Consider the following 18,558-nt stretch of genomic DNA (forward strand, 5'->3'; position numbering starts at 1 on the left):
GCCGCGATCTGGCACAACAACGCAACCAACGCACCGATCACCCGGTCACTGATCGCCTATGACCACTGACCGGAGATCGGACTTACTCGTCTAGGAGGCCTGCGGGACGCCTGGGACGTCGAGCGGAGGCAGCGTCGCGGCGATCCGTTCGGCGAACGCGACGGGATGCTGGAGGGCGCCGAGATGGCCGCCGGGGAACTCCGCGAACCCGCCGCCGGTCCGCTCGGCGACGAACCCGGCGGTGCGGTGCAGCAGTTGGCCGCGGGAGTCGGAGCCGGCGGCCAGGGTGAGACGCCCGGCCGCGGCGGCGAGGGCGTCCAGGTCCGGCTGGTGGGAGGTGAACCGGCGCAGGACGTGGACGACGAAGAGGGCCATGGGATCGGTCAACTCCTGCTCCCGCGTGCGGGGTTGCCCCGGCTCGACCTCGGGAGGCGCCGCGCCGGTCAGTCCGGCGGTCAGCCGGGCGGCGGCGGCCGCGAGCCCGGCGGCACGATAGGTGTCGTACACCTCCCGGAACACGGACAGTTGCCGGTCCCCGTCCGGCAGTACGCCCACGCACGGCGGCTCGTGCGCGATCACGTGCCGCAGCCGGTGCGGATGCCGGGCCAGCAGGTCGAGCGCCGCGATGGCGCCCGAGCTCATGCCGAGGACGTATCCCGGCTCGCCCTCGGTGAGCGTCTCCTCGAGGACCCGGTGCGCTCCCTCGCTCCACTCCTCGACCCGCTGGTCGGCGACCGGCTGCCCGAGCCGGCCGTGCGCGAGGCCGAGGGGGTCGTAGGTGACGACGGTGAAACGGCCGGCGAGCGCGTCGACCAGGGGGCCGAGGCCCATGGGGTGCCCGGAGCCGCCGGGCACGATCAGCAGGACGGGGCCGTGGCCGCGTACGTCGTAGTGGAGTTCAGTCATGGTCCGCGCCCTCTCGTGGCCAGTTCTCCAGCAGTACGTGCAGTGCGTCGACGGCCCTGTCCCACGAGCTGTGCACGTCGCGCGGGGCGCCGAAGCCCCCGGAGGCCTCCAGGGCGCAGTAGCCGTGGAAGGTGCTGCGCAGCAGGCGGACCGCGTCGGTGAGGTCGGGTTCCTCCAGCCCGTAGGCGCGGAGCATGCCGTAGGTGATCTCGGCGGTGCGGGCGAGGACGGGAGAGGCGGCGACGAGGGCCTCGTCGATCCGTATCTGGGTGGCGGCGTAACGGCCCGGCCGTTCCAGGGCGTACGCGCGGTAGGCGCCCGCGAAGGCCGCCAGCGCGTCCTTGCCGGCCCGGCCCGCGACGGCCGCGGCGATCCGGTCGACCATCTCGGCCCCGGCGAAGAACGCCAGGCGGGTGCGCAGGTCCTGGAGGTTCCGGACGTGCGAGTACAGGCTCGCGTCCTTGACCCCGAAGTGCCGGGCCAGCGCGGACAGGGTCACGTTCTCGAACCCGGCCTCGTCCGCGAGGTCGGCGGCCGCGGCGACGAGACGCTCGGCGGTGAGTCCAGCGCGGACCATGGGCGACCTCCGGAAGCCAACCTAGGGCCACTAGGTGAAAGCCTAGTGCACACAGGCAGTGCCCTGCCTGCGGGATTTGGCCTCCGGGGTTCGGCCTCCGGGGTTCGGCCCCCGGGATTCGGCCCTCGGGATTTTGCCGAACCGGCAACAGCCCTCGCGGCGGCCCGTGTTCCTGCCGAAGGATCGCCGTGTGCGCACCCGACGCGCGCAGCCGGATCGACAGCACGGAGGAGTCATGCCGCAGTCCGCCCGGGCCACGGGTCTCACCCATCGCCTGGTCCCCTCGCCCGCCGGCCGGATCCACCTGGTGGAGCAGGGCACCGGGCCGCTGGTGCTGCTGGTGCACGGGTTCCCGGAGTCCTGGTACTCCTGGCGCCACCAGCTGCCGGTGCTGGCCGCGGCCGGATACCGCGCGGTCGCCGTCGACGTCCGCGGCTACGGGCGTTCCTCCAGGCCGGAGGAGGTCGCCGCGTACCGGATGCTCGACCTGGTCGAGGACAGCGTCGCCGTGGTGCGGGCGCTCGGCGAGGAGACCGCGGTGATCGTCGGGCACGACTGGGGAGCGGGCATCGCCGCGCACTCCGCCCTCGTCAGGCCGGACGTCTTCCGCGCAGTCGGACTGCTCAGCGTCCCGTACACGCCACCCGGCGGTCCGCGGCCCAGCGAGGTCTTCGCGCGGATGGGCGGCGACGAGGAGTTCTACGTCTCCTATTTCCAGCAGCCCGGCCGGGCGGAGGCCGAGATCGAACCCGACGTCCGCGGCTGGCTCGCCGGCTTCTACGCCGCCTTCTCCGCCGGCACCATGCCCGCACCCGGCACCCCGGACCCGCACTTCGTCAGCCGCGGGGGGACGCTGCGCGACCGGTTCCCCGCCGGCCGGCTGCCCGCCTGGCTCGGCGAGCACGAACTCGACTTCTACGCAGGGGAGTTCGAGCGGACCGGCATGCGCGGCGCGCTCAACCGCTACCGGAACATGGACCGGGACTGGGAGGACCTCACCGACTTCCACGGCAAGCCCCTCACCCAGCCGTCCCTCTTCGTCGGCGGAGCACTGGACGCCTCCACCACCTGGCTGGCCGAGGCGATCGAGGCCTACCCCACCACCCTGCCCGGCCTGCTCTCCTCCCACATCCTCGACGACTGCGGCCACTGGCTCCAACAGGAACGCCCCGACCAGGTCAACACCCTCCTGACCGACTGGCTGACGGCCCTGCCCGCCTGAGCCCCTGGGCTTGCTCGCCGGGTGCACAACCGGGGGAGGCGTCGGCCGGGCCGCGGCGACGCCGGTCCTGCTTGTCGGTGCCCTGGGGGACGGTGGCGCGCGGGTCCGGGACGGCGGGAGCCGTGCGGGGCCTGTGCCGTGCCGATCCGGGCGAACCCGCGCAGGACGCCGCCGCGGCCGGGCGGCTGGGTGCCGCCGGCCGCGGGGTTGCGCAGGGCCGTCCCGTCAGCTGGTTTCCGTGAAGACGAAGGAGAACTCCGTCGGCTCGGGCCACAGGAAGTAGTGGGGCAGGGGGCCGGGGCCGCAGGACTGGGAGCCGATGCCGTGCCGGCGGTGGTCGAGGTTGACCCACACCGTGTCGCCGGGTGTGAGATCGCTCAGGTGCTGGGCCGCGTCCAGTTGCTCGTTCGTCCAGCGCCGGGCGCTGAAGGAGAACTCCGGGTCGCCCTCGACGCGCAGGCCGCCGAGCTGGGCCCAGCGGACGTCGGCGCGGGCGCCGTTCTCCTGCGGGCGGACGTACGGCGTCTGCAGGTCGTCGATCGTGGACGTCCAACGGCCCAGCCGCGAGGCCGACCTGGTGTCGGGGTACGCCTCGCCGGGGCCGCCGCCGTGCCACGTCACCGAGTCCGCGTGGGCCAGGCCGAAGCGGATGCCCAGCCGCGGCAGCGGCACCGTCCAGTCGCCCTCCGGGGTCACGGACACCGTCAGCCGCAGCCGGCCGCCGTCGGACGTCCAGCGGTACACGGTGTCCAGGCCCACCTCCCAGGCGGCCGGTGCCACCCGGGTCCGCACGGTGAGCGCGTCGTCGCCCGCCTCCACGGCGTCCAGCCGGTGCCGCATGCGGTGCAGGCCGAACTTGCGCCAGAGCAGACCGAACCGGACGTCGCTCTGCCAGGGGGCGCCGTCGTCGTTGTCGGTGGGCGCCCGCCACACGTCGAGCCGCAGGCCGGTGACCTCCACGCCGCCCACGGCCTTCAGCGCGCCGGTGCGGGCGTCGAAGGAGGCCGGACCGAGCGTGATCAGCCGCTCGGCGAGGACGGGGCGGGCGGTGGCCGCGACGGACGGCAGCGAACGCGCCGCCACCGGTACCTGGCCCCAGGCCACCTCGTGGCCCCGGGGCGCCCACGTGGTGCCGGCGGCCAGCAGCGCCCGTACCGTCCACCGCGTCTCCGCGCCGCCTGCCGCCTCCGCGGGCGGCTCGGGCAGCTTGACCTCGGCCGTCTCGCCGGGCGCGAGGGCGGGCACCGACAGCGGGCCGGACTGCACCGTCTCGCCGTCCACCTGGTACGACCACTCGAACGCCAGCGCCGACAGATCGGCGAAGTCGTACCGGTTGGTCACCCGTACGGTCCCGCCGGTGCCGTCGCCCTCGATGCGGACGGGCTCGATGACCTTCTTGTACTCCAGCAGGCCGGGGGAGGGCCGCCGGTCGGGGAACAGCAGGCCGTCGCAGACGAAGTTCCCGTCGTGCAGCTCCTCGCCGAAGTCGCCGCCGTAGGCGAAGCCCAGTTCCGGGTGGGCGATGCCGTGGTCGATCCACTCCCAGACGAACGCGCCCTGCAGCCGGTCGTGGGACTCGAACAGCTTCTGGTAGTCGGCCAGTCCGCCGGGGCCGTTGCCCATGGCGTGGGCGTACTCGCACAGGATGAAGGGGAGTTCACGCCGCTTGTGGGGGCCGCCGTCCAGGCCGCGGCCGATGCGCTCGACCTCTTCGTGGGAGGCGTACATCCGCGAGTACACGTCCGTGTCGCGGCAGGTGACGTCGCCCTCGTAGTGCACCAGGCGCGAGGCGTCGCGGCCGCGGATCCACTCCGCCATCGCGGTCAGCCCGCGCCCGGTGCCGGCCTCGTTGCCCAGGGACCAGACGACGACCGACGGGTGGTTCTTGTCGCGCTCGACCATGCGGGCGGCGCGGTCCAGCAGGGCCGGGGTCCAGCGGTCGTCGTCGACGGGGTTGTCGCGCCAGTCCTGCTCGACGAAGCCGTGCGTCTCCAGGTCGCACTCGTCGATCACCCACAGGCCCAGCTCGTCGCACAGGGCCAGGAACGCGGGGTGCGGCGGGTAGTGCGAGGTGCGCACGGCGTTGACGTTGTGCCGCTTCATCAGCAGCACGTCCTCGCGCATCGTCTCCAGGTCGAGCGCGCGGCCCCGCTCCGGATGCCACTCGTGCCGGTTGACGCCCTTGAACAGGACCGCCTTCCCGTTGACCTTGATCAGGCCGTCCTGGAGGGCGACCGTGCGGAAGCCGACGCGCAGCGGCACCCGCTCGCCCCCGGTCGCCAGCACACCGTCGTACAGCCGCGGGACCTCCGCCGACCACGGCTCGACGGGGACCGTCACCGTCTCGCCGGTGGCGACGTCGACGTCCAGCTCCGGGACGGTCACCCGGCCGGCGACGTCGGAGTCGACGCGCAGCGTGCCCTCGCCGGTGACGTGGTCGTAGGAGGCGTGCACGAAGAAGTCCCCGGCGGCGCCGGCCGGGCGGTGCAGCAGCGTCACGTCACGGAAGATGCCGGGCAGCCACCACTGGTCCTGGTCCTCCAGGTACGAGCCCGCCGACCACTGGTGCACGCGCACCGCGAGCACGTTGCCGGACGGCTTCAGCAGCCGGCCGACCGCGAACTCGTGCGGCAGCCGGGATCCCTTGAAGTCGCCGATGTCCGTGCCGTTGAGCCAGACGCGGGCACAGGACTCCACGCCGTCGAAGCGCAGCACCGCGTCGCCGTCCGCCGGCCAGTCCGCCGGCAGGTCGAAGACGCGCAGGTGGTCCCCGGTCGGGTTCTCGGTCGGCACCCGCGGCGGGTCGACCGGGAAGGGGTAGAGGTGGTTGGTGTAGATCGGGGAACCGTGGCCCTGGAGCACCCAGTGACCGGGGACGGACACCTCCGCCCAGTCCCCGGTGTCGTGTCCGGGTACGGCGAAGGAGTCGTCCTCGGCGTCGGCGGTCGGCGACAGACGGAATCGCCAACGGCCGTTCAGGGAGAGGGACGCCGCGTCCGAGGAGGCGTACCAGGCGCGGGGCGGCAGGGCCCCGCGGCCCGGGGAGACGTCCTCGACGTGGTCGACGGCGGCGGTGGTGCGGAAAGACATCGGTCTCCAGGTCGTGAGATGAGAGGGAGCGGCGTCAGCCCTTGATGCCGGTCTGGGCGATCCCCTGCACCAGCCAGCGCTGGAGGAAGAGGAAGACGAGCAGCAGGGGCAGGATGGACAGGGCGGTCGCCATGAAGATCAGGTGGTAGTTGACGGTCTGGTTGGTCATGTACGACGACAGCGCGACCTGCACCGTCCAGGCGCTGGGGTCCTGGCCGATGACCAGCGGCCACAGGAACGAGTTCCAGCCGTTGATGAAGGTGATCGTCGCGATCGCCGCGAAGAAGTTCAGCGAGTTGGGCACCACGACGCGCCAGTACGCGCCCCAGTAGCCCAGCCCGTCCACGCGCGCCGCCTCCTCCAGCTCCTTCGGGAACCCCAGGAAGTACTGCCGGAAGAGGAAGCAGGTGAAACCGCTGAACAGGCCCGGCACGATCAGACCGCGGTAGCTGTCCACCCAGCCGAGGGACGACACCAGCACGAAACTGGGGACGAAGGTGACGGCCGTCGGCACCATCAGGGTGAACAGGACGCCGTAGAAGACCTTGTTCGCGTGCCGGTAGGGGATGCGGGCCAGGCCGTAGCCGGCCAGCGAGCACACGAACAGGGTGCCGACGGTGTGCAGGACGCCCACGATCATCGAGTTCACCATCGACTGGCCGAAGTCGACCGTCGCGTCGTGGAACGGCTCGGTGATGTTGCCCCACTGGATGTCGGTGGGGAAGAACTTCCAGTTCTCGCCGGTGATCTCCGGGTCGGTGGACAGGGCGTTGCGGATCAGCAGGTAGAAGGGGACGAGGAAGAGCAGGGCGGCGACGCTGGTGGCGACGTAGAGGCCGGTGGAGCTCATCACCGAGCCGCCGCGCCCGGGCCGCCGGGTCTTCCCGGTCTTCGCGGTCCCGGACGCGCGGGTGTTCCCGATCTCGGGTGCGGTGGTGGTCACTTGGACTCGTCCCCCCTTCCGAAGCCCATGAACTTGCCCTGGAACAGGGTCACGACGCAGATCAGCGCCGTGAGGATCACCGCGCCGGCGCTGCCCTTGCCGTAGTTCTGGTCCTGGCCGAGCGCGGTGTAGTACAGCTCGACGAGCGGGGGACGGCCCCAAGTCGTCTTGGCCAGCAGGTTGAAGAACTCGTCGAACGCCTGGTAGGCGGCCACCAGCAGCAGCAGGATCACCGCCGTGGAGGTGGCGCGCAGCTGCGGCAGCGTGATGTGCCGGAAGGTCTGCCAGCCCCGCTTGGCGCCGTCGATGGCGGCGGCCTCGTACAGCTCCTGCGGGATGTTCTGCAGCGCCGCCAGGAACAGGATCATGTAGAAGCCGGACTGCAGCCACAGCCGCGCGGTGACGATGACCAGCCAATACCACGGCGGGTCGGGGTTGGCGAGCCAGGCGATGTTCTCCACGCCGAACCAGCCGAGGACGGTGTTCGCCAGACCGAAGCGCACCCCGCTGAACAGGGACATCTTCCAGATCAGCGAGGCGGCGACGTAGGAGCACGCCGTCGGCAGGAAGAACACCGACCGGTAGAACGCCCGCATGAACCGCAGCCGGTTCACCAGCAGCGCCAGACCCAGCGACAGCGCCCAGGTGGTGGGCACGATGAAGGCGGCGAAGACGGTGAAGGTGACCAGGGAGCCGGTGAACCCCCCGTTCGTCAGGATCTCCCGGTAGTTGCCCAGGCCCACGAAGTCGCTGGGCGTGACGGTGAAGCGGGCCTCGAAGAAGCTGAGGTAGACGCTCCAGCCGATGGGGACGTAGACGAAGACGATCAGCCCGATCAGGAACGGGCTCGTGAACAGCCAGAAGTTGAACGTGCGGTTGCCCCGCCAGGCCCCCCGCGGCCGGGCCTGCTCGGCCCCGGCCGGGGAGGTGCTCGCGAGGTCGCGCGTCGTGGTCGTCGACATGTCGTGGTCCGCCCGGCGGCCTATCCGAACAGCTTCTTCAGCTCGGCGCCGACCGTCTTGTCGCACCTGTCGAGCGCGGCCTCCGGGTCACCGCCCTTGCGGACGCAGTCGGCGAAGAGGTCCTCGGTGGCGGTGATCATGGCCTGGGTCCAGCCGATGTTGTCGAAGTGGCCGTAGTCGTTGAAGAGCTTCACGCCCTCGGCCGGCAGTCCCGACTTCAGCTTGGCGGCGGACCGGGCGAGGGAGGCGCGTGGCGGGATGTGGAAGCCGTACGACAGCGCCCAGTCCTCCTGGTACTTCTTCTGGTCGATCCACAGCCACTTCACGTACTCCTTGGCCGCGTCGACGTTCTTGCCCTTGGCGTTGACGAACATCGACCAGCCGCCGTTGTAGACCGACGGCTTGCCCGCGTCGGTGACCTTCGGGAACGGCATGATGCCGAGGTCGTCGCCGAGGGTCTGCTGGAACTGCGGCATGGCCCACATGCCGCAGAACTGGATCGCGCACAGGCCCTGGTTGAGCGCGGAGGGGTCCCAGAAGTCGGCCGGGGCGTCCAGCAGCAGGTGGCCGCTGGTGAACAGCTTGCGCATCTTCTTCAGGCCCTCGACGACGCCGTCCGTGTGGTAGGCGATCTGGTTCTTGTCGTCGAGCGTGTCCGCGCCGGCCGACCAGATCAGCGGGTTGATCACCGCGTGCAGGTCGTTGCCCAGGAAGACGCCCTTGACCTTGCTGGTGGTCAGCTTGGCGGCGGCCTCCAGCAGTTCGTCCAGCGTGGTCGGCGGCTCGATGCCCGCCTTCTCCAGCAGCGACTTGCGGTAGAAGAAGAACTGCGGGTCGTCGATCATCCGGACGCCGTATATCTTGCCGTCCACCGTGTGGGACCGGATGTCGGCCTGGTTGAAGTCGTCCTTCACCGGCTCGATGATGTCGGTCAGGTCCGCCACCTGCCCGCTCCTGACGAGCTGGATCTGCGGGTGGAACTCGAACAGGTCCGGTGCCTGCTTGGTCAGCAGCGAGGCGAACAGCTTGCTCTCGAAGTTCGAGCCGGTGATCCACTGCGTGGTCACGTTCGCCCCGTCGTACGCCTTCGCGTACCGCTTGATCGCCTGCTCCGTCCCGGCCTCGCCGTAGGCGTGGAAGTACTGGACGAGCTGCTTGCCCGAACCGGATCCGCCGCCCCGCCCGTTGTTGCTGCCGCACGCGGCCAGCGTGCCGGCGGCGGCCATGCCCGCGGCGGCCCGGAAGAGCGATCGGCGGGACCAGTTGCTGTTGCTCGTTGCCGACATGCTGACGTCCTTGTCTCGAGTACGGCTGCGGCTCCACGGCTTCGGTGCGACGCCGGCCGACAGGGTCGGTGCTGGCCCGAAATTGCCGTGCGGTGCCGGACGTTAACCTTCGGATAATGCTTCGGCAAGGGGTTGGACGAAGTCTGCGCCAAACGTTGCGCCCGGTTCGGGATGACGAACGGGACGGCGACCGAGGGGGCGTGCGGGGGCGGCCCGGGCGGCGTGCGCGCGGCGACCAGGGAGGTGTGCGGGCGGCGACCCGCGAGCGTGCGGGCGGCCCCCAGGGGGCGTGCGAACGGCGACCGGGAGAGCGTGCGGGCGGCCACCCCGGGGGTGCCGGACCCGCCGTCAGGAAGGCGGTGCGGTACGGCTGCGCGCGGAGCCGGCGCGCTTGGCGGCGGTCCGCTGCCCGACCGACTGGAGCGCGCCCTCCAGCGCGAACGTCGCCGCGCCCAGGCACACCGGATCGGTCGGGATGGGGGACAGGACGATCCCGGTGGCGGCCAGCGGACGCCTGAGCGCGTGCCGGGCGACGGCCTCGCGCACCTCGTCCAGCAGCGGCTCGCCGAGCCGGGCGGCGACCCAGCTGCTGAGCACGACCACCTCGGGGTTGAGCAGGTTGACCAGGTCGGCGATGGCGGCGCCCAGGTAACGGGCGGTGTCCCGGACGACCTTGACCGCCACCGGGTCGTCCGCGGCGACCCCGCGGGCCAGCGCGTCGACGGTGGCCGTCTGGTCCTCCGGGTGCAGCAGCGGGCTCCGCGGGCTCAGCTCGCGCAGGTTCTGCATGATGCCGGGGGCGCCGACGTACGTCTCCACGCAGCCGTGGTTGCCGCAGTGGCACAGCCGCCCGTCCAGCACGAGCGTGGTGTGCCCCCACTCGCCGGCGCTGTTGCTCACCCCCCGGTGCAGTCCGCCGCCCAGCACCAGACCGGCGCCGACGCCGGTGCCGAGGTTGACCACCACGGCGTCCTCGCGCCCTCGCGCGGCGCCGAACCACAGCTCGGCGACCGCGCAGGCGCGCAGCGGGTTGTCCAGGTACAGGGGATAGGCGACGTGCTCGGCGAGCAGGTCGAGCAGGGGCACGTCGTGCCAGTCCCAGTTGGCCGCGTACTCGGCGACGCCGGTGTCCCGGTCCACCTGCCCCGGCACGCTCACGCCGACGCCGAGCACCCGTGCGCCCTCCACGCCGGCCTGCGCGACCACCGCGCCGACGGCCGCCGCGACATGGGCGACGACCTGCTCGGGGCGGCGCTCGCCGGGGCGCACGTCCTCGTCGGCGCGGGACAGGACGTTCAGCGCCAGGTCGAACAGCTCGACCCGGACGTACGTCTCCGCGATGTCGACGCCGATCAGCGCGCCGCCGGACGCGTTGACGGCCACCAGGCCGCGGGGCCGGCCGCCGGCCGAGTCCTCGAACCCGACCTCCGTGATCATGCGGAGGTCCAGCAGCTCGCCGACCAGGGTGGCGACGGTGGCGAGGCTGAGCCCGGTGGCCGCCGCCAGCTCCTGCCGGGAGGTCGGGGACTCGGCGATGATCTGGCGCAACACCTCGTAGCGGTTCGCGGTGCGGATGTCACGTGATGTGCGCTTCACCGGATCGGCCCCCGTCCCTTCGTCCGTGCCGCCGGGCACATCGGCACCGGCGCCCGCAAATCTATGGGCTGCGGAGACTTTCGACAAGGGGTTAGGAAAGGGGCTGAAGAAAGTCGGGAGGCCGACGGACGGAGCCGTGGCCGGCGCGACCCGGGCCGGGGAGTCTCACAGGCTCAGCACATCCTGCACGAAGGCGTTGGCGAACTTGCCGCCGGGGTCGAGGGCGGTCGCCAGGTCCCGGAAGTCGGGCAGCCGCGGGTACCTCGCCCGCAGGCCGGGCGCCGGGACGGTGAACACCTTGCCCCAGTGCGGCCGCGCGCCGAAGGCGTCCAGCGCCTCCTCCACCCGCCGCACGGCCGGCAGCACCGCCGCCGTGTCCGCCACCCAGGTGAAGTGCAGCGCGACCGAGTCACGGCCGTGCGCCGGGCTGAGCCACTGCGCGTCGGCGGCCACCGTGCGCACCTCGCACGTCTGCAGGACGGGGGCGACATGCGCCCGGACGGCGTCGAGCGCGTGCAGCGCGTCGAGGGCGTGCGGCAGCGGCAGCAGGTACTCGGACTGCAGCTCGTCCCCGCTGCTCGGGGTGAACTCGGCCCGGAAGTGCGGCAGTCGCTCGTGCCACGGCCCCGGCACCCCGAACTGCTCGGTGCAGTTGGCCGCGGGCATGCCCGGCACCGGGTGCATCGGCTCGGTGGCGGGCGCGGCCCAGGGGAAGGCGGGCGCCGGCCGGTCGGTGCGCCGCTTCAGCCACACCTGACGGAAGCCGGGCTCCCGCCAGTCGGTGAACAGGCTCACGCTGTACGCCGAGGCCGCGACCGCCTCGAAGTCCAGCCCCGCCAGCGGCAGTTCGGTGAAGACGTACTGCTCGACCCGGTACGCCGGTTCCAGGTCGAGGGTGAGCGCGGTGACGACGCCGAGGGCGCCGAGGGAGGTCACGGCGCCGCCGAAGCGGGCGTCGCCGCGGGCGATCCGCACGGTCGTACCGTCCGCCGTGACCAGCTCCACCTCGCGCACCGGCGCCGCCAGCGAGCCGTTGGTGATCCCCGAGCCGTGCGTGCCGGTGGCGACCGACCCGGCCACCGAGATGTGCGGCAGCGACGCCATGTTGGGCAGCGCCAGCCCGTGGGCGTGCACCGTGCGCGCCAGTTCGGCGTACCGGACGCCGCCCGAGACCCGCACCGTACGGGCCGCCCGGTCCACGTCGATCTCGGGCGGCAGCCCGGCGACCGAGAGCAGGACGCCCCCGGCGCCCGGCTCGGCGATCAGGTTGAAGGAGTGCCCGCTGCCGAGCACCCGCACCTTCCGGCTGCCGGCCACCAGGGCCCTGAGCGCGTCGAGCGAGCGTGGCCGGTGCAACTCCCCGACCGTGTAGGTGATGTTGCCCGCCCAGTTGGTGACCGTCTCCGACATCCCTGCCGTCCCTCCCGCGGAAGTGCGTGTGCGTTGACCCTCTCATCCGCCGCCGCCTACCGTAGGAAGCGGTTTCCCCTCCGGAAGGTCACTCTCCTTGCCCGAGCGTCCGCAGGCCCTGTTCGCCATGACCGCCGTCAACGTTCCCCAGATCTTCCCGGCCGAGGTGCTGGCGCGGCTGCGGGCGAGCCTCGACATCGACCCCGGCGTGGTGGCCGAGGACTTCACCGCGCCGGGCGTCCGCGAGACGCTCGCCCGCGCCGAGATCCTCGTCACCGGGTGGGGCTGCCCCCGGCTGGACGCGGCCGTCCTCGACGCCGCCCCGAGACTGCGCGCGGTGCTGCACGCGGCCGGCTCGGTCAAGGGCTTCCTGACCCCCGAGGTCTGGCGGCGCGGCATCGCGGTCTCCTCGGCGGCCGTCGCCAACGCCGCACCGGTCGCCGAGTACACCCTCGCCATGATCCTGCTGGCCGGTAAGGACGTCTTCGCCCGGCGCGAGCGCCTGCGCGCCGAGCGCGTCTCGCCCGGCTGGGACCTCGTCCCCGGCATCGGCAACAACGGCCGCCGCGTCGGCGTCGTCGGCGCCTCCCGGACCGGCCGTCGCGTCATCGAACTGCTGCGCCCCTTCGACCTGCGCGTGACCCTCACCGACCCCTACGTCGACGAGGCCGGCGCCGCCGCGCTCGGCGTCCCGCTGCTGCCGCTCGACGAGCTGCTGCGCACCTCGCAGACCGTCACGCTGCACGCCCCCGCCACACCCGAGACGCACCGGATGATCGGCCGCCGCGAGCTGGCCCTGATGCCGGACGGGGCGGTGCTGATCAACACCGCGCGCGGCGCCCTCGTCGACCACGACGCCCTCGCCGGCGAACTGCGCACCGGCCGCCTCACCGCGGTCCTCGACGTCACCGACCCCGAGCCGCTGCCCGCCGACTCCCCCCTGCTCGACCTGCCGGGCGCCTTCGTCACCCCCCACCTCGCGGGCTCCCAGGGCAACGAGCTGGCCCGCCTCGGCGCGTCGGTGGCCGCGGAGGCCGAGCGCCTGGTGACCGGCGAGGGCCTGGCGCACGCGGTGGACCCGAGGATGCTGGAGCGGGAGGCGTGAGGGGCGGCGTCCGGTCCACGGCGGGATCCCGAGGCGGGGCGGCACAGGTCGACGGTCGTGATTCCGATGCGGATTTCGTCGTGTCGAGCGAGTCCAGGCGATGTAATCGACTTGATCATGGTCAGTCTCATGCGGAATCGGTAGTCTGCGGCGCATGACGTCCACGCAGCTGCCCGCCGTCCTTCCCGAGACCGACGTGACCCGGCATCGCCGCCTGCGCGAGCAGGGGAGCCGGGAGCGGGCCGACCTGGAGGCGATCCTGGACGCCGGGTTCGTCTGTCATCTCGGAGTGGTGGTGGACGGTCGGCCGATGGTCGTGCCGACCGTGTACGGGCGCAGCGAACGGGAGCTCTACGTCCACGGGTCCGTGGCCAGCCGCAGCCTCGCCAGCGACACCCCGGTCTGCGTCACCGTCACGCACGTCGACGGGCTGGTCCTCGCCCGTTCCGTCTTCGAGCACGGCGTCAACTACCGCAGCGCGATGATCCACGGCATCCCCCGCAAGGTCACCGACCCCGACGAGAAGCTCGCGGGCCTGCGCCGGCTCACCGAGCACGCGGCGCCGGGGCAGTGGACGTACGCCAGACAGCCCAGCCGCCGGGAACTCGCCGCGACCGTCCTGCTCGCCCTCAGCCTCGAACAGGCCTCCGTCAAGATCCGCGCCGGCGCCCCCGACGACGGCGACGGACCCGACGCGGAGCTCGGCCTGTGGGCCGGCACCCTGCCGCTGACCTCCACGTGGGGCGCCCCCGTGGCCGACCCGCTGCTGCCCCCGGACATCGCCCCGCCCGCGCACGTCGCACGCCGCGGGGGGACCCGGCACGGCTGACTGCGGGGCGGGAGCTACCGTGAGGAGTCGTACGTCCGAGCGTTGAGGAGAGTCGGGATGGGCAGCCGTACCGCGCTGGTCGAGGATCTGATGGAGCGGTTCCCGCACGTACCGCGGGAAGCCGTCTTCAAGGAGGACCTGCTGCGCGGCGGCGTCGCCTTCGACCCGTCCGCGCTCAGCGACAACGAAAGCGGCGAGGTCAAGCCGAAGTCGTACTTCATCTTCTCCTTCGACCACGGCACCCTGCCCGAACTCGGCGAGGCCGCGCTGCGCCGCCCGCCGGAGGAGATCATCCTCACCGGCGGCCCGTACGGACTGCGCCGCACCGTCGTCTCCGTGCGCGTCAACCCGTCCTCGCCGTACCGCGTCGCCGCCGACGAGGAGGGCATGCTCGGGCTCTACCTCGACGGCAGCCGGATCGCCGACGTGGGCGTGCCGCCGATGCCCGAGTACTACCGGCACACCCTCGCGAACGGGAAGTCGGTGATGGAGGTCGCCCCCACCATCCAGTGGGGCTACCTGATCTACCTGACCGTCTTCCGCGTCTGCCAGTACTTCGGCGCCAAGGAGGAGTGCCAGTACTGCGACATCAACCACAACTGGCGCCAGCACAAGGCGGCCGGGCGCCCGTACACCGGCGTCAAGGACGTGGAGGAGGTGCTGGAGGCGCTGGAGATCATCGACCGCTACGACACCCAGAAGGCCTCCACCGCCTACACGCTCACCGGCGGCGCGATCACCAAGACCGTCGCCGGGCGCGACGAGGCCGACTTCTACGGCCACTACGCCAAGGCCATCGAGGAGCGCTTCCCGGGCCGCTGGATCGGCAAGGTCGTCGCGCAGGCGCTGCCGAAGCCGGACGTGCAGCGGTTCAAGGACTACGGCGTGCAGATCTACCACCCCAACTTCGAGGTGTGGGACCGCCGTCTGTTCGAGCTGTACTGCCCCGGCAAGGAGCGCTACGTCGGCCGCGACGAGTGGCACCGCAGGATCCTCGACTCCGCCGACGTCTTCGGCGCGCGCAACGTCATCCCCAACTTCGTGGCGGGCGTGGAGATGGCCGAGCCCTTCGGCTTCACCACGGTCGACGAGGCCATCGCGTCCACGACCGAGGGCCTGCGCTTCTTCATGTCGCACGGCATCACGCCCCGCTTCACCACCTGGTGCCCGGAGCCCACGACCCCGCTCGGCAAGGCCAACCCGCAGGGCGCCCCGCTGGAATACCACATCCGCCTGCTGGAGGCCTACCGCGCCACCATGGAAGACTTCGGCCTGTCCTCCCCGCCCGGATACGGCCCGCCCGGACCCGGCCGTGCCGTCTTCTCCGTCAGCTCCTTCATGGACAGCCTCCCGGCGGAGGAAGCGGCGGCGGACGAAGCGGCGGACCAACCCGCGGAGGTGTGAGCCGGCGCGGCGGACGGCGGGGGCCCTCGACGGGCAACCGCCGGTAACCGGTAACCGGATGCGAAGCAACCGCTTGTCAGTTGTGTGGAAAACGTGAAAGGCTCTTGTCCTGCCCCGAGGTTCCCCCCAACTCCCTTGCCAATATGGTGAGTTGACCTCGCTTGTGGATGCAGGAGACCCATGCTCGACCTGCCGACCCCGAAGGGCGCCGCCGAGGCCGCGCTCTTCTCGGAGTGCTGGGACGCGGTGCTTTCCTACGCCGATCTGTGCACCTCCGGATCCGCCGCTGCGACGCAGCTGGCCAGGGAGGCGTTCGCACTCGGTATAGGTGAGGCCCGCGCCGCCGACGCCGGCGCCGCCCGAGGCACCGGCCGCCGCCCGTCCCGGCTGCCCGCCATCCCGCAGATGCTGACCGCCGTACGCACCACGGCGGCGGCCTGGGAGGCCGCCGGACGAGGCCACGACCTCGACCCCGACCTGCGGCTGTGGCTCAACTCCGACAAGGCCGCCCGCTACAACGGCCCCCCGCTGCAGCGCCCGCTCGCCCTGCGCGGCCTGCGCGACCTGCAGGAGGCGGACGCCACGCTGCTGTGGCTGGCCGAGGTGGAGGCGCTGCCCCGGTCCGTGGTGGCCCGCCGGCTCGGCCTCGACCCGGCCGCCGTCGGCAGCGAACTCGACCAGGTGCGCGGCCTGTTCCGCGACCGCTGCCACCGCAACCACCTCGACACGCCGATGGACGCGAGCTGCCGCAGCTACGCCCGCCTCCTCGACGCCGTCACCCGGTCGCCCGCCGCCGACATCCCCACCGACCTCTCGCGCCACCTCGCCACGTGCGTGGAGTGCGCCGAGGCCGCCGCCTGCCTGCGCCCGCACGGCGGGCAACTGCCCACCGCCCTGGCCGGCGGCGTGATCGGCTGGGGCGGCCTGGCCTACCTGGAGCGCCGGCGCCGCGCCGCCGAGGTGCGGCTGGGCGCCGGGCGGCCGGAGCGGACCGACGGCGAGGACCGCGAGCCGCGGCCCGGAGCGCAGCGGGCCCGCCTCGTGCGCCACGGGCTCCTCGCCGCGGCCGTCCTGGTGTCGCTGGTGGCGCTGGCCGTGTCGATGATGCCGTTCGGCGGCGCGGACGACGACGCCGCCTCCGCCGACACGTCCGACCGGCAGCCGGTCGCGGTCCCGCAGGGGTCCCTGCCGTCCGGCGCCGGCTCGTCCGCGTCGGCCACCGCGCCCACCCTGGCGCCCGCTACCGCGACCGGGACGCCGACGGGCGGCCACCACAACCCGGACCCGGAACCCCAGGGCACCTCCTCGTCCACGGCCGGTGGCGGCGACGGGCCGTCCGGCGGGGGCGCGACCTGCACGGCCGCCTTCGACCTCGTCAACTCCTGGCCCGACGGTTTCCAGGCCACCGTCTCGGTGACCACCGAGGACGCCCTCGACGGCTGGCGGGTGGCCTGGTCGTTCCGGGACGGCCAGAAGGTCGGCCAGATGTGGGACGCGAGCTTCGCGCAGAACGGCTCCCGCGTCACCGCCACCGCCGCCGACTACAACAAGTCCGTCCCCGCCGGGGGAACCCTCACCTTCGGCTTCCTCGCCTCCTGGCAGAGCAAGAACTCACCGCCGTACCACTTCGAGCTCAACGGACACGCCTGCGCGAAAGCCGGCTGACGTACCGCCGCCACATTCCGGTAAGCCCGCTTCCGGTCCGATGCCCGCCACCAGACTCACGATGTGCGGTCAGCTCCGGTGATCGGCGACCCAGTCAGTAGTCAGGGCCTCCGTGACAGCGACGAGGAGGTCCTGGGGCAGCGGCTGAAGGTGGGACAGGTGGTTCCTGGCCTTGCTCAGGGTCCTCAGACGCGCCTGTTGGTCCGTGGATAGGACCAACAGGCGCGCCGCCCGGGCCAGGTCGCCGATCTCCAGCTCGGCAAGCGGAGCGGCAGGATGCCCGTTCCTCACGCGGTAGGCGGACCTGGCCTGCTCCCGGAAGTAGTCCAACTCGATCTCTCTGCGCAGCAGGGCGGGCACCAGCTCGATCAAAGAGGTGCGGGCCTCCTCCAACAGCGGGAGCAGGACGCGGTTCTGAGCGTGGCACACGAGGATGCGCAGTTCGTTGGATCGCTGGTCGAGGAGACGGTGGGCGAACACGGGACGGATGTGTCCGTCCCAGCTGTCGACGGTCCCAGTCGCCCAGGCGTCAAGTATCTCCGCGGACGGGCTGGAAGCGTGTGCGGTGGACATGCGGCGGAGCCAGTTCCGGTCCACGTCGTCCTCCTGATCGGGCAGCGTGGCGGCCAGCGCGCGGCGGAGGGATGCCACATCACCCCCCTGCCACACCTCGCGCAGCACGAGAGCCCGGTCGACATCGGGACCGCAGACCTCGGCGACGACCGCGTCCGTCACCCGGTCGAGCAGTGCCTGGGCGGCAGTCACCGACGGACGCGGTCGCCAAGCGAGCAGGACCTCACTGTCGAGACGGGTCCAGACCCGCCACCACCAGTGCATGGTGACGTGGTTATGGCTCAGCCCGACGCCGAGGGCCGTGCTGGGCAGGTCCCGCACCCGTGCAGCGAAGAGGAAACGGGGACGCCGTTCCGCCGACAGACCCGACTCCCGGAAGGTGGCATGGGCGGTGCGGAGCAGTTGGCCCATCTCCTCGGCCGAGTGCTCCTCCCAGCCCCGTACCACGACGGTCGGTGGGGAGTCCGGTGCGGAGCCGTCGTCCACGTCGTCCAGGTCGTCGGCATGGGACCCACCGCGATACCGGCGGGCTCTCCTGAGCAACTCGCCCAACGGGGAGCCGCCGACGCCCAACTCCTTGGCCAGGCGATCGACGAGGGACACTGGTGTGGCCGTGTCCTGCGGGACGGACGTTCCCTGCCCGCGGGCGGCCGGGGTGTTGGCCGTGGCCGCGGCCAAGGGGTTGAGGAGGGCGCCGTAAGGATCGTCGGCGTCGAAGCCGTCGTCCTCTTCATGCCAGAGACCGAAGACACCTCGCACCGAAGTGCCGTCCGGCTTCACGCTGGCCGAGCGCTGGGCCGGGAAACCGATGGTGCCGGTGCCGGCCGCACGGGTGCTGCTCCCCGCCGACGTGATCGATCCCGGCACCGGTACGGACTCCTCGAGCCGGCTCATAAGCTCTCGCAGGAAGAAGTCCGCCCGGCCGGATTCCACTACGGTGTCCGGAAAGTACCAGACACAGTCGAGGCCCGCCCGCAGGTCCCGCTCGAG

General features: G+C 72.1%; 14 protein-coding genes. 5 read left to right on the forward strand and 9 right to left on the reverse strand.

The features are described from left to right. Positions 1-90: 90 nt before the first annotated feature. Together ACH4ZX_RS13835 and ACH4ZX_RS13840 are read right to left on the reverse strand one after the other, a co-directional pair. Complete coding sequence (locus ACH4ZX_RS13835; protein WP_398271864.1) at positions 91-906, reverse strand: alpha/beta fold hydrolase; 816 nt, start codon at positions 904-906, stop codon at positions 91-93. Then, positions 899-1,483, reverse strand: a complete 585-nt coding sequence (locus ACH4ZX_RS13840) for a TetR/AcrR family transcriptional regulator (protein ID WP_398271866.1) — start codon at positions 1,481-1,483, stop codon at positions 899-901. Before ACH4ZX_RS13840 ends, ACH4ZX_RS13835 begins: the two co-directional genes overlap by 8 nt. Positions 1,484-1,718: 235 nt before the next feature. On the opposite strand from ACH4ZX_RS13840, the gene ACH4ZX_RS13845 reads away from it, so the two are divergent. Beyond that, positions 1,719-2,705: an alpha/beta fold hydrolase gene (locus tag ACH4ZX_RS13845; protein WP_398271868.1), complete on the forward strand. Its 987-nt coding sequence runs from the start codon at positions 1,719-1,721 to the stop codon at positions 2,703-2,705. Positions 2,706-2,930: 225 nt separating this feature from the next. Here ACH4ZX_RS13845 and ACH4ZX_RS13850 read toward each other — a convergent pair whose 3' ends face one another. From ACH4ZX_RS13850 to ACH4ZX_RS13875, 6 genes are all read right to left on the reverse strand, one after another. After that, entirely contained in the window at positions 2,931-5,795 is a 2,865-nt protein-coding gene (locus ACH4ZX_RS13850) for a glycoside hydrolase family 2 TIM barrel-domain containing protein (protein WP_398271870.1), read from the reverse strand. A gap of 34 nt (positions 5,796-5,829) precedes the next feature. Next, complete coding sequence (locus tag ACH4ZX_RS13855) at positions 5,830-6,738, reverse strand: carbohydrate ABC transporter permease (RefSeq protein WP_398271872.1); 909 nt, start codon at positions 6,736-6,738, stop codon at positions 5,830-5,832. After that, positions 6,735-7,700: a sugar ABC transporter permease gene (locus tag ACH4ZX_RS13860; protein WP_360742630.1), complete on the reverse strand. Its 966-nt coding sequence runs from the start codon at positions 7,698-7,700 to the stop codon at positions 6,735-6,737. The genes ACH4ZX_RS13855 and ACH4ZX_RS13860 overlap by 4 nt, the downstream gene beginning before the upstream one ends. A gap of 20 nt (positions 7,701-7,720) precedes the next feature. Then, complete coding sequence (locus ACH4ZX_RS13865) at positions 7,721-8,986, reverse strand: ABC transporter substrate-binding protein (protein WP_398271874.1); 1,266 nt, start codon at positions 8,984-8,986, stop codon at positions 7,721-7,723. A 348-nt stretch (positions 8,987-9,334) separates the two neighbouring features. After that, on the reverse strand, positions 9,335-10,582 hold the full coding sequence (locus tag ACH4ZX_RS13870) for an ROK family transcriptional regulator (protein ID WP_398271876.1): 1,248 nt from the start codon (positions 10,580-10,582) through the stop codon (positions 9,335-9,337). Between the two features lie 165 nt (positions 10,583-10,747). Next, positions 10,748-11,992 (reverse strand): FAD-binding protein, encoded by a 1,245-nt coding sequence (locus ACH4ZX_RS13875; protein WP_398271878.1) that lies wholly within the window; start codon positions 11,990-11,992, stop codon positions 10,748-10,750. Positions 11,993-12,089: 97 nt separating this feature from the next. On the opposite strand from ACH4ZX_RS13875, the gene ACH4ZX_RS13880 reads away from it, so the two are divergent. The 4 genes from ACH4ZX_RS13880 (at position 12,090) to ACH4ZX_RS13895 (ending at position 16,995) form a co-directional block, all read left to right on the forward strand. Further along, positions 12,090-13,097, forward strand: coding sequence for a hydroxyacid dehydrogenase (locus ACH4ZX_RS13880; RefSeq protein ID WP_398271880.1), 1,008 nt, complete (start codon positions 12,090-12,092; stop codon positions 13,095-13,097). Between the two features lie 154 nt (positions 13,098-13,251). Further along, positions 13,252-13,926, forward strand: coding sequence for a pyridoxamine 5'-phosphate oxidase family protein (locus ACH4ZX_RS13885; RefSeq protein ID WP_398271882.1), 675 nt, complete (start codon positions 13,252-13,254; stop codon positions 13,924-13,926). A gap of 57 nt (positions 13,927-13,983) precedes the next feature. Continuing rightward, the gene (locus tag ACH4ZX_RS13890; protein WP_398271884.1) at positions 13,984-15,330 is read left to right on the forward strand and encodes a radical SAM protein; all 1,347 of its coding nucleotides are present in this window, start codon (positions 13,984-13,986) and stop codon (positions 15,328-15,330) included. 180 nt (positions 15,331-15,510) lie between these two features. Next, positions 15,511-16,995 (forward strand): cellulose binding domain-containing protein, encoded by a 1,485-nt coding sequence (locus ACH4ZX_RS13895; RefSeq protein WP_398271886.1) that lies wholly within the window; start codon positions 15,511-15,513, stop codon positions 16,993-16,995. Positions 16,996-17,064: 69 nt separating this feature from the next. Here the strand turns inward: ACH4ZX_RS13895 and ACH4ZX_RS13900 are convergent, their stop codons facing one another. After that, on the reverse strand, positions 17,065-18,435 hold the full coding sequence (locus tag ACH4ZX_RS13900; RefSeq protein WP_398271888.1) for a hypothetical protein: 1,371 nt from the start codon (positions 18,433-18,435) through the stop codon (positions 17,065-17,067). Positions 18,436-18,558: the final 123 nt, after the last annotated feature.

Source organism: Streptomyces sp. NPDC020490, from assembly GCF_044335305.1.
Lineage (GTDB): Bacteria > Actinomycetota > Actinomycetes > Streptomycetales > Streptomycetaceae > Streptomyces.

Excerpts from the sequence above, each read along its gene's own strand:
- ACH4ZX_RS13840 (WP_398271866.1), bottom strand. The coding sequence starts at position 1,483 with ATGGTCCGCGCTGGACTCACCGCCGAGCGTCTCGTCGCCGCGGCCGCC.
- ACH4ZX_RS13895 (WP_398271886.1), top strand. The coding sequence starts at position 15,511 with ATGCTCGACCTGCCGACCCCGAAGGGCGCCGCCGAGGCCGCGCTCTTC.
- ACH4ZX_RS13845 (WP_398271868.1), top strand. The coding sequence starts at position 1,719 with ATGCCGCAGTCCGCCCGGGCCACGGGTCTCACCCATCGCCTGGTCCCC.
- ACH4ZX_RS13885 (WP_398271882.1), top strand. The coding sequence starts at position 13,252 with ATGACGTCCACGCAGCTGCCCGCCGTCCTTCCCGAGACCGACGTGACC.
- ACH4ZX_RS13860 (WP_360742630.1), bottom strand. The coding sequence starts at position 7,700 with ATGTCGACGACCACGACGCGCGACCTCGCGAGCACCTCCCCGGCCGGG.
- ACH4ZX_RS13890 (WP_398271884.1), top strand. The coding sequence starts at position 13,984 with ATGGGCAGCCGTACCGCGCTGGTCGAGGATCTGATGGAGCGGTTCCCG.
- ACH4ZX_RS13875 (WP_398271878.1), bottom strand. The coding sequence starts at position 11,992 with ATGTCGGAGACGGTCACCAACTGGGCGGGCAACATCACCTACACGGTC.
- ACH4ZX_RS13865 (WP_398271874.1), bottom strand. The coding sequence starts at position 8,986 with ATGTCGGCAACGAGCAACAGCAACTGGTCCCGCCGATCGCTCTTCCGG.
- ACH4ZX_RS13850 (WP_398271870.1), bottom strand. The coding sequence starts at position 5,795 with ATGTCTTTCCGCACCACCGCCGCCGTCGACCACGTCGAGGACGTCTCC.
- ACH4ZX_RS13835 (WP_398271864.1), bottom strand. The coding sequence starts at position 906 with ATGACTGAACTCCACTACGACGTACGCGGCCACGGCCCCGTCCTGCTG.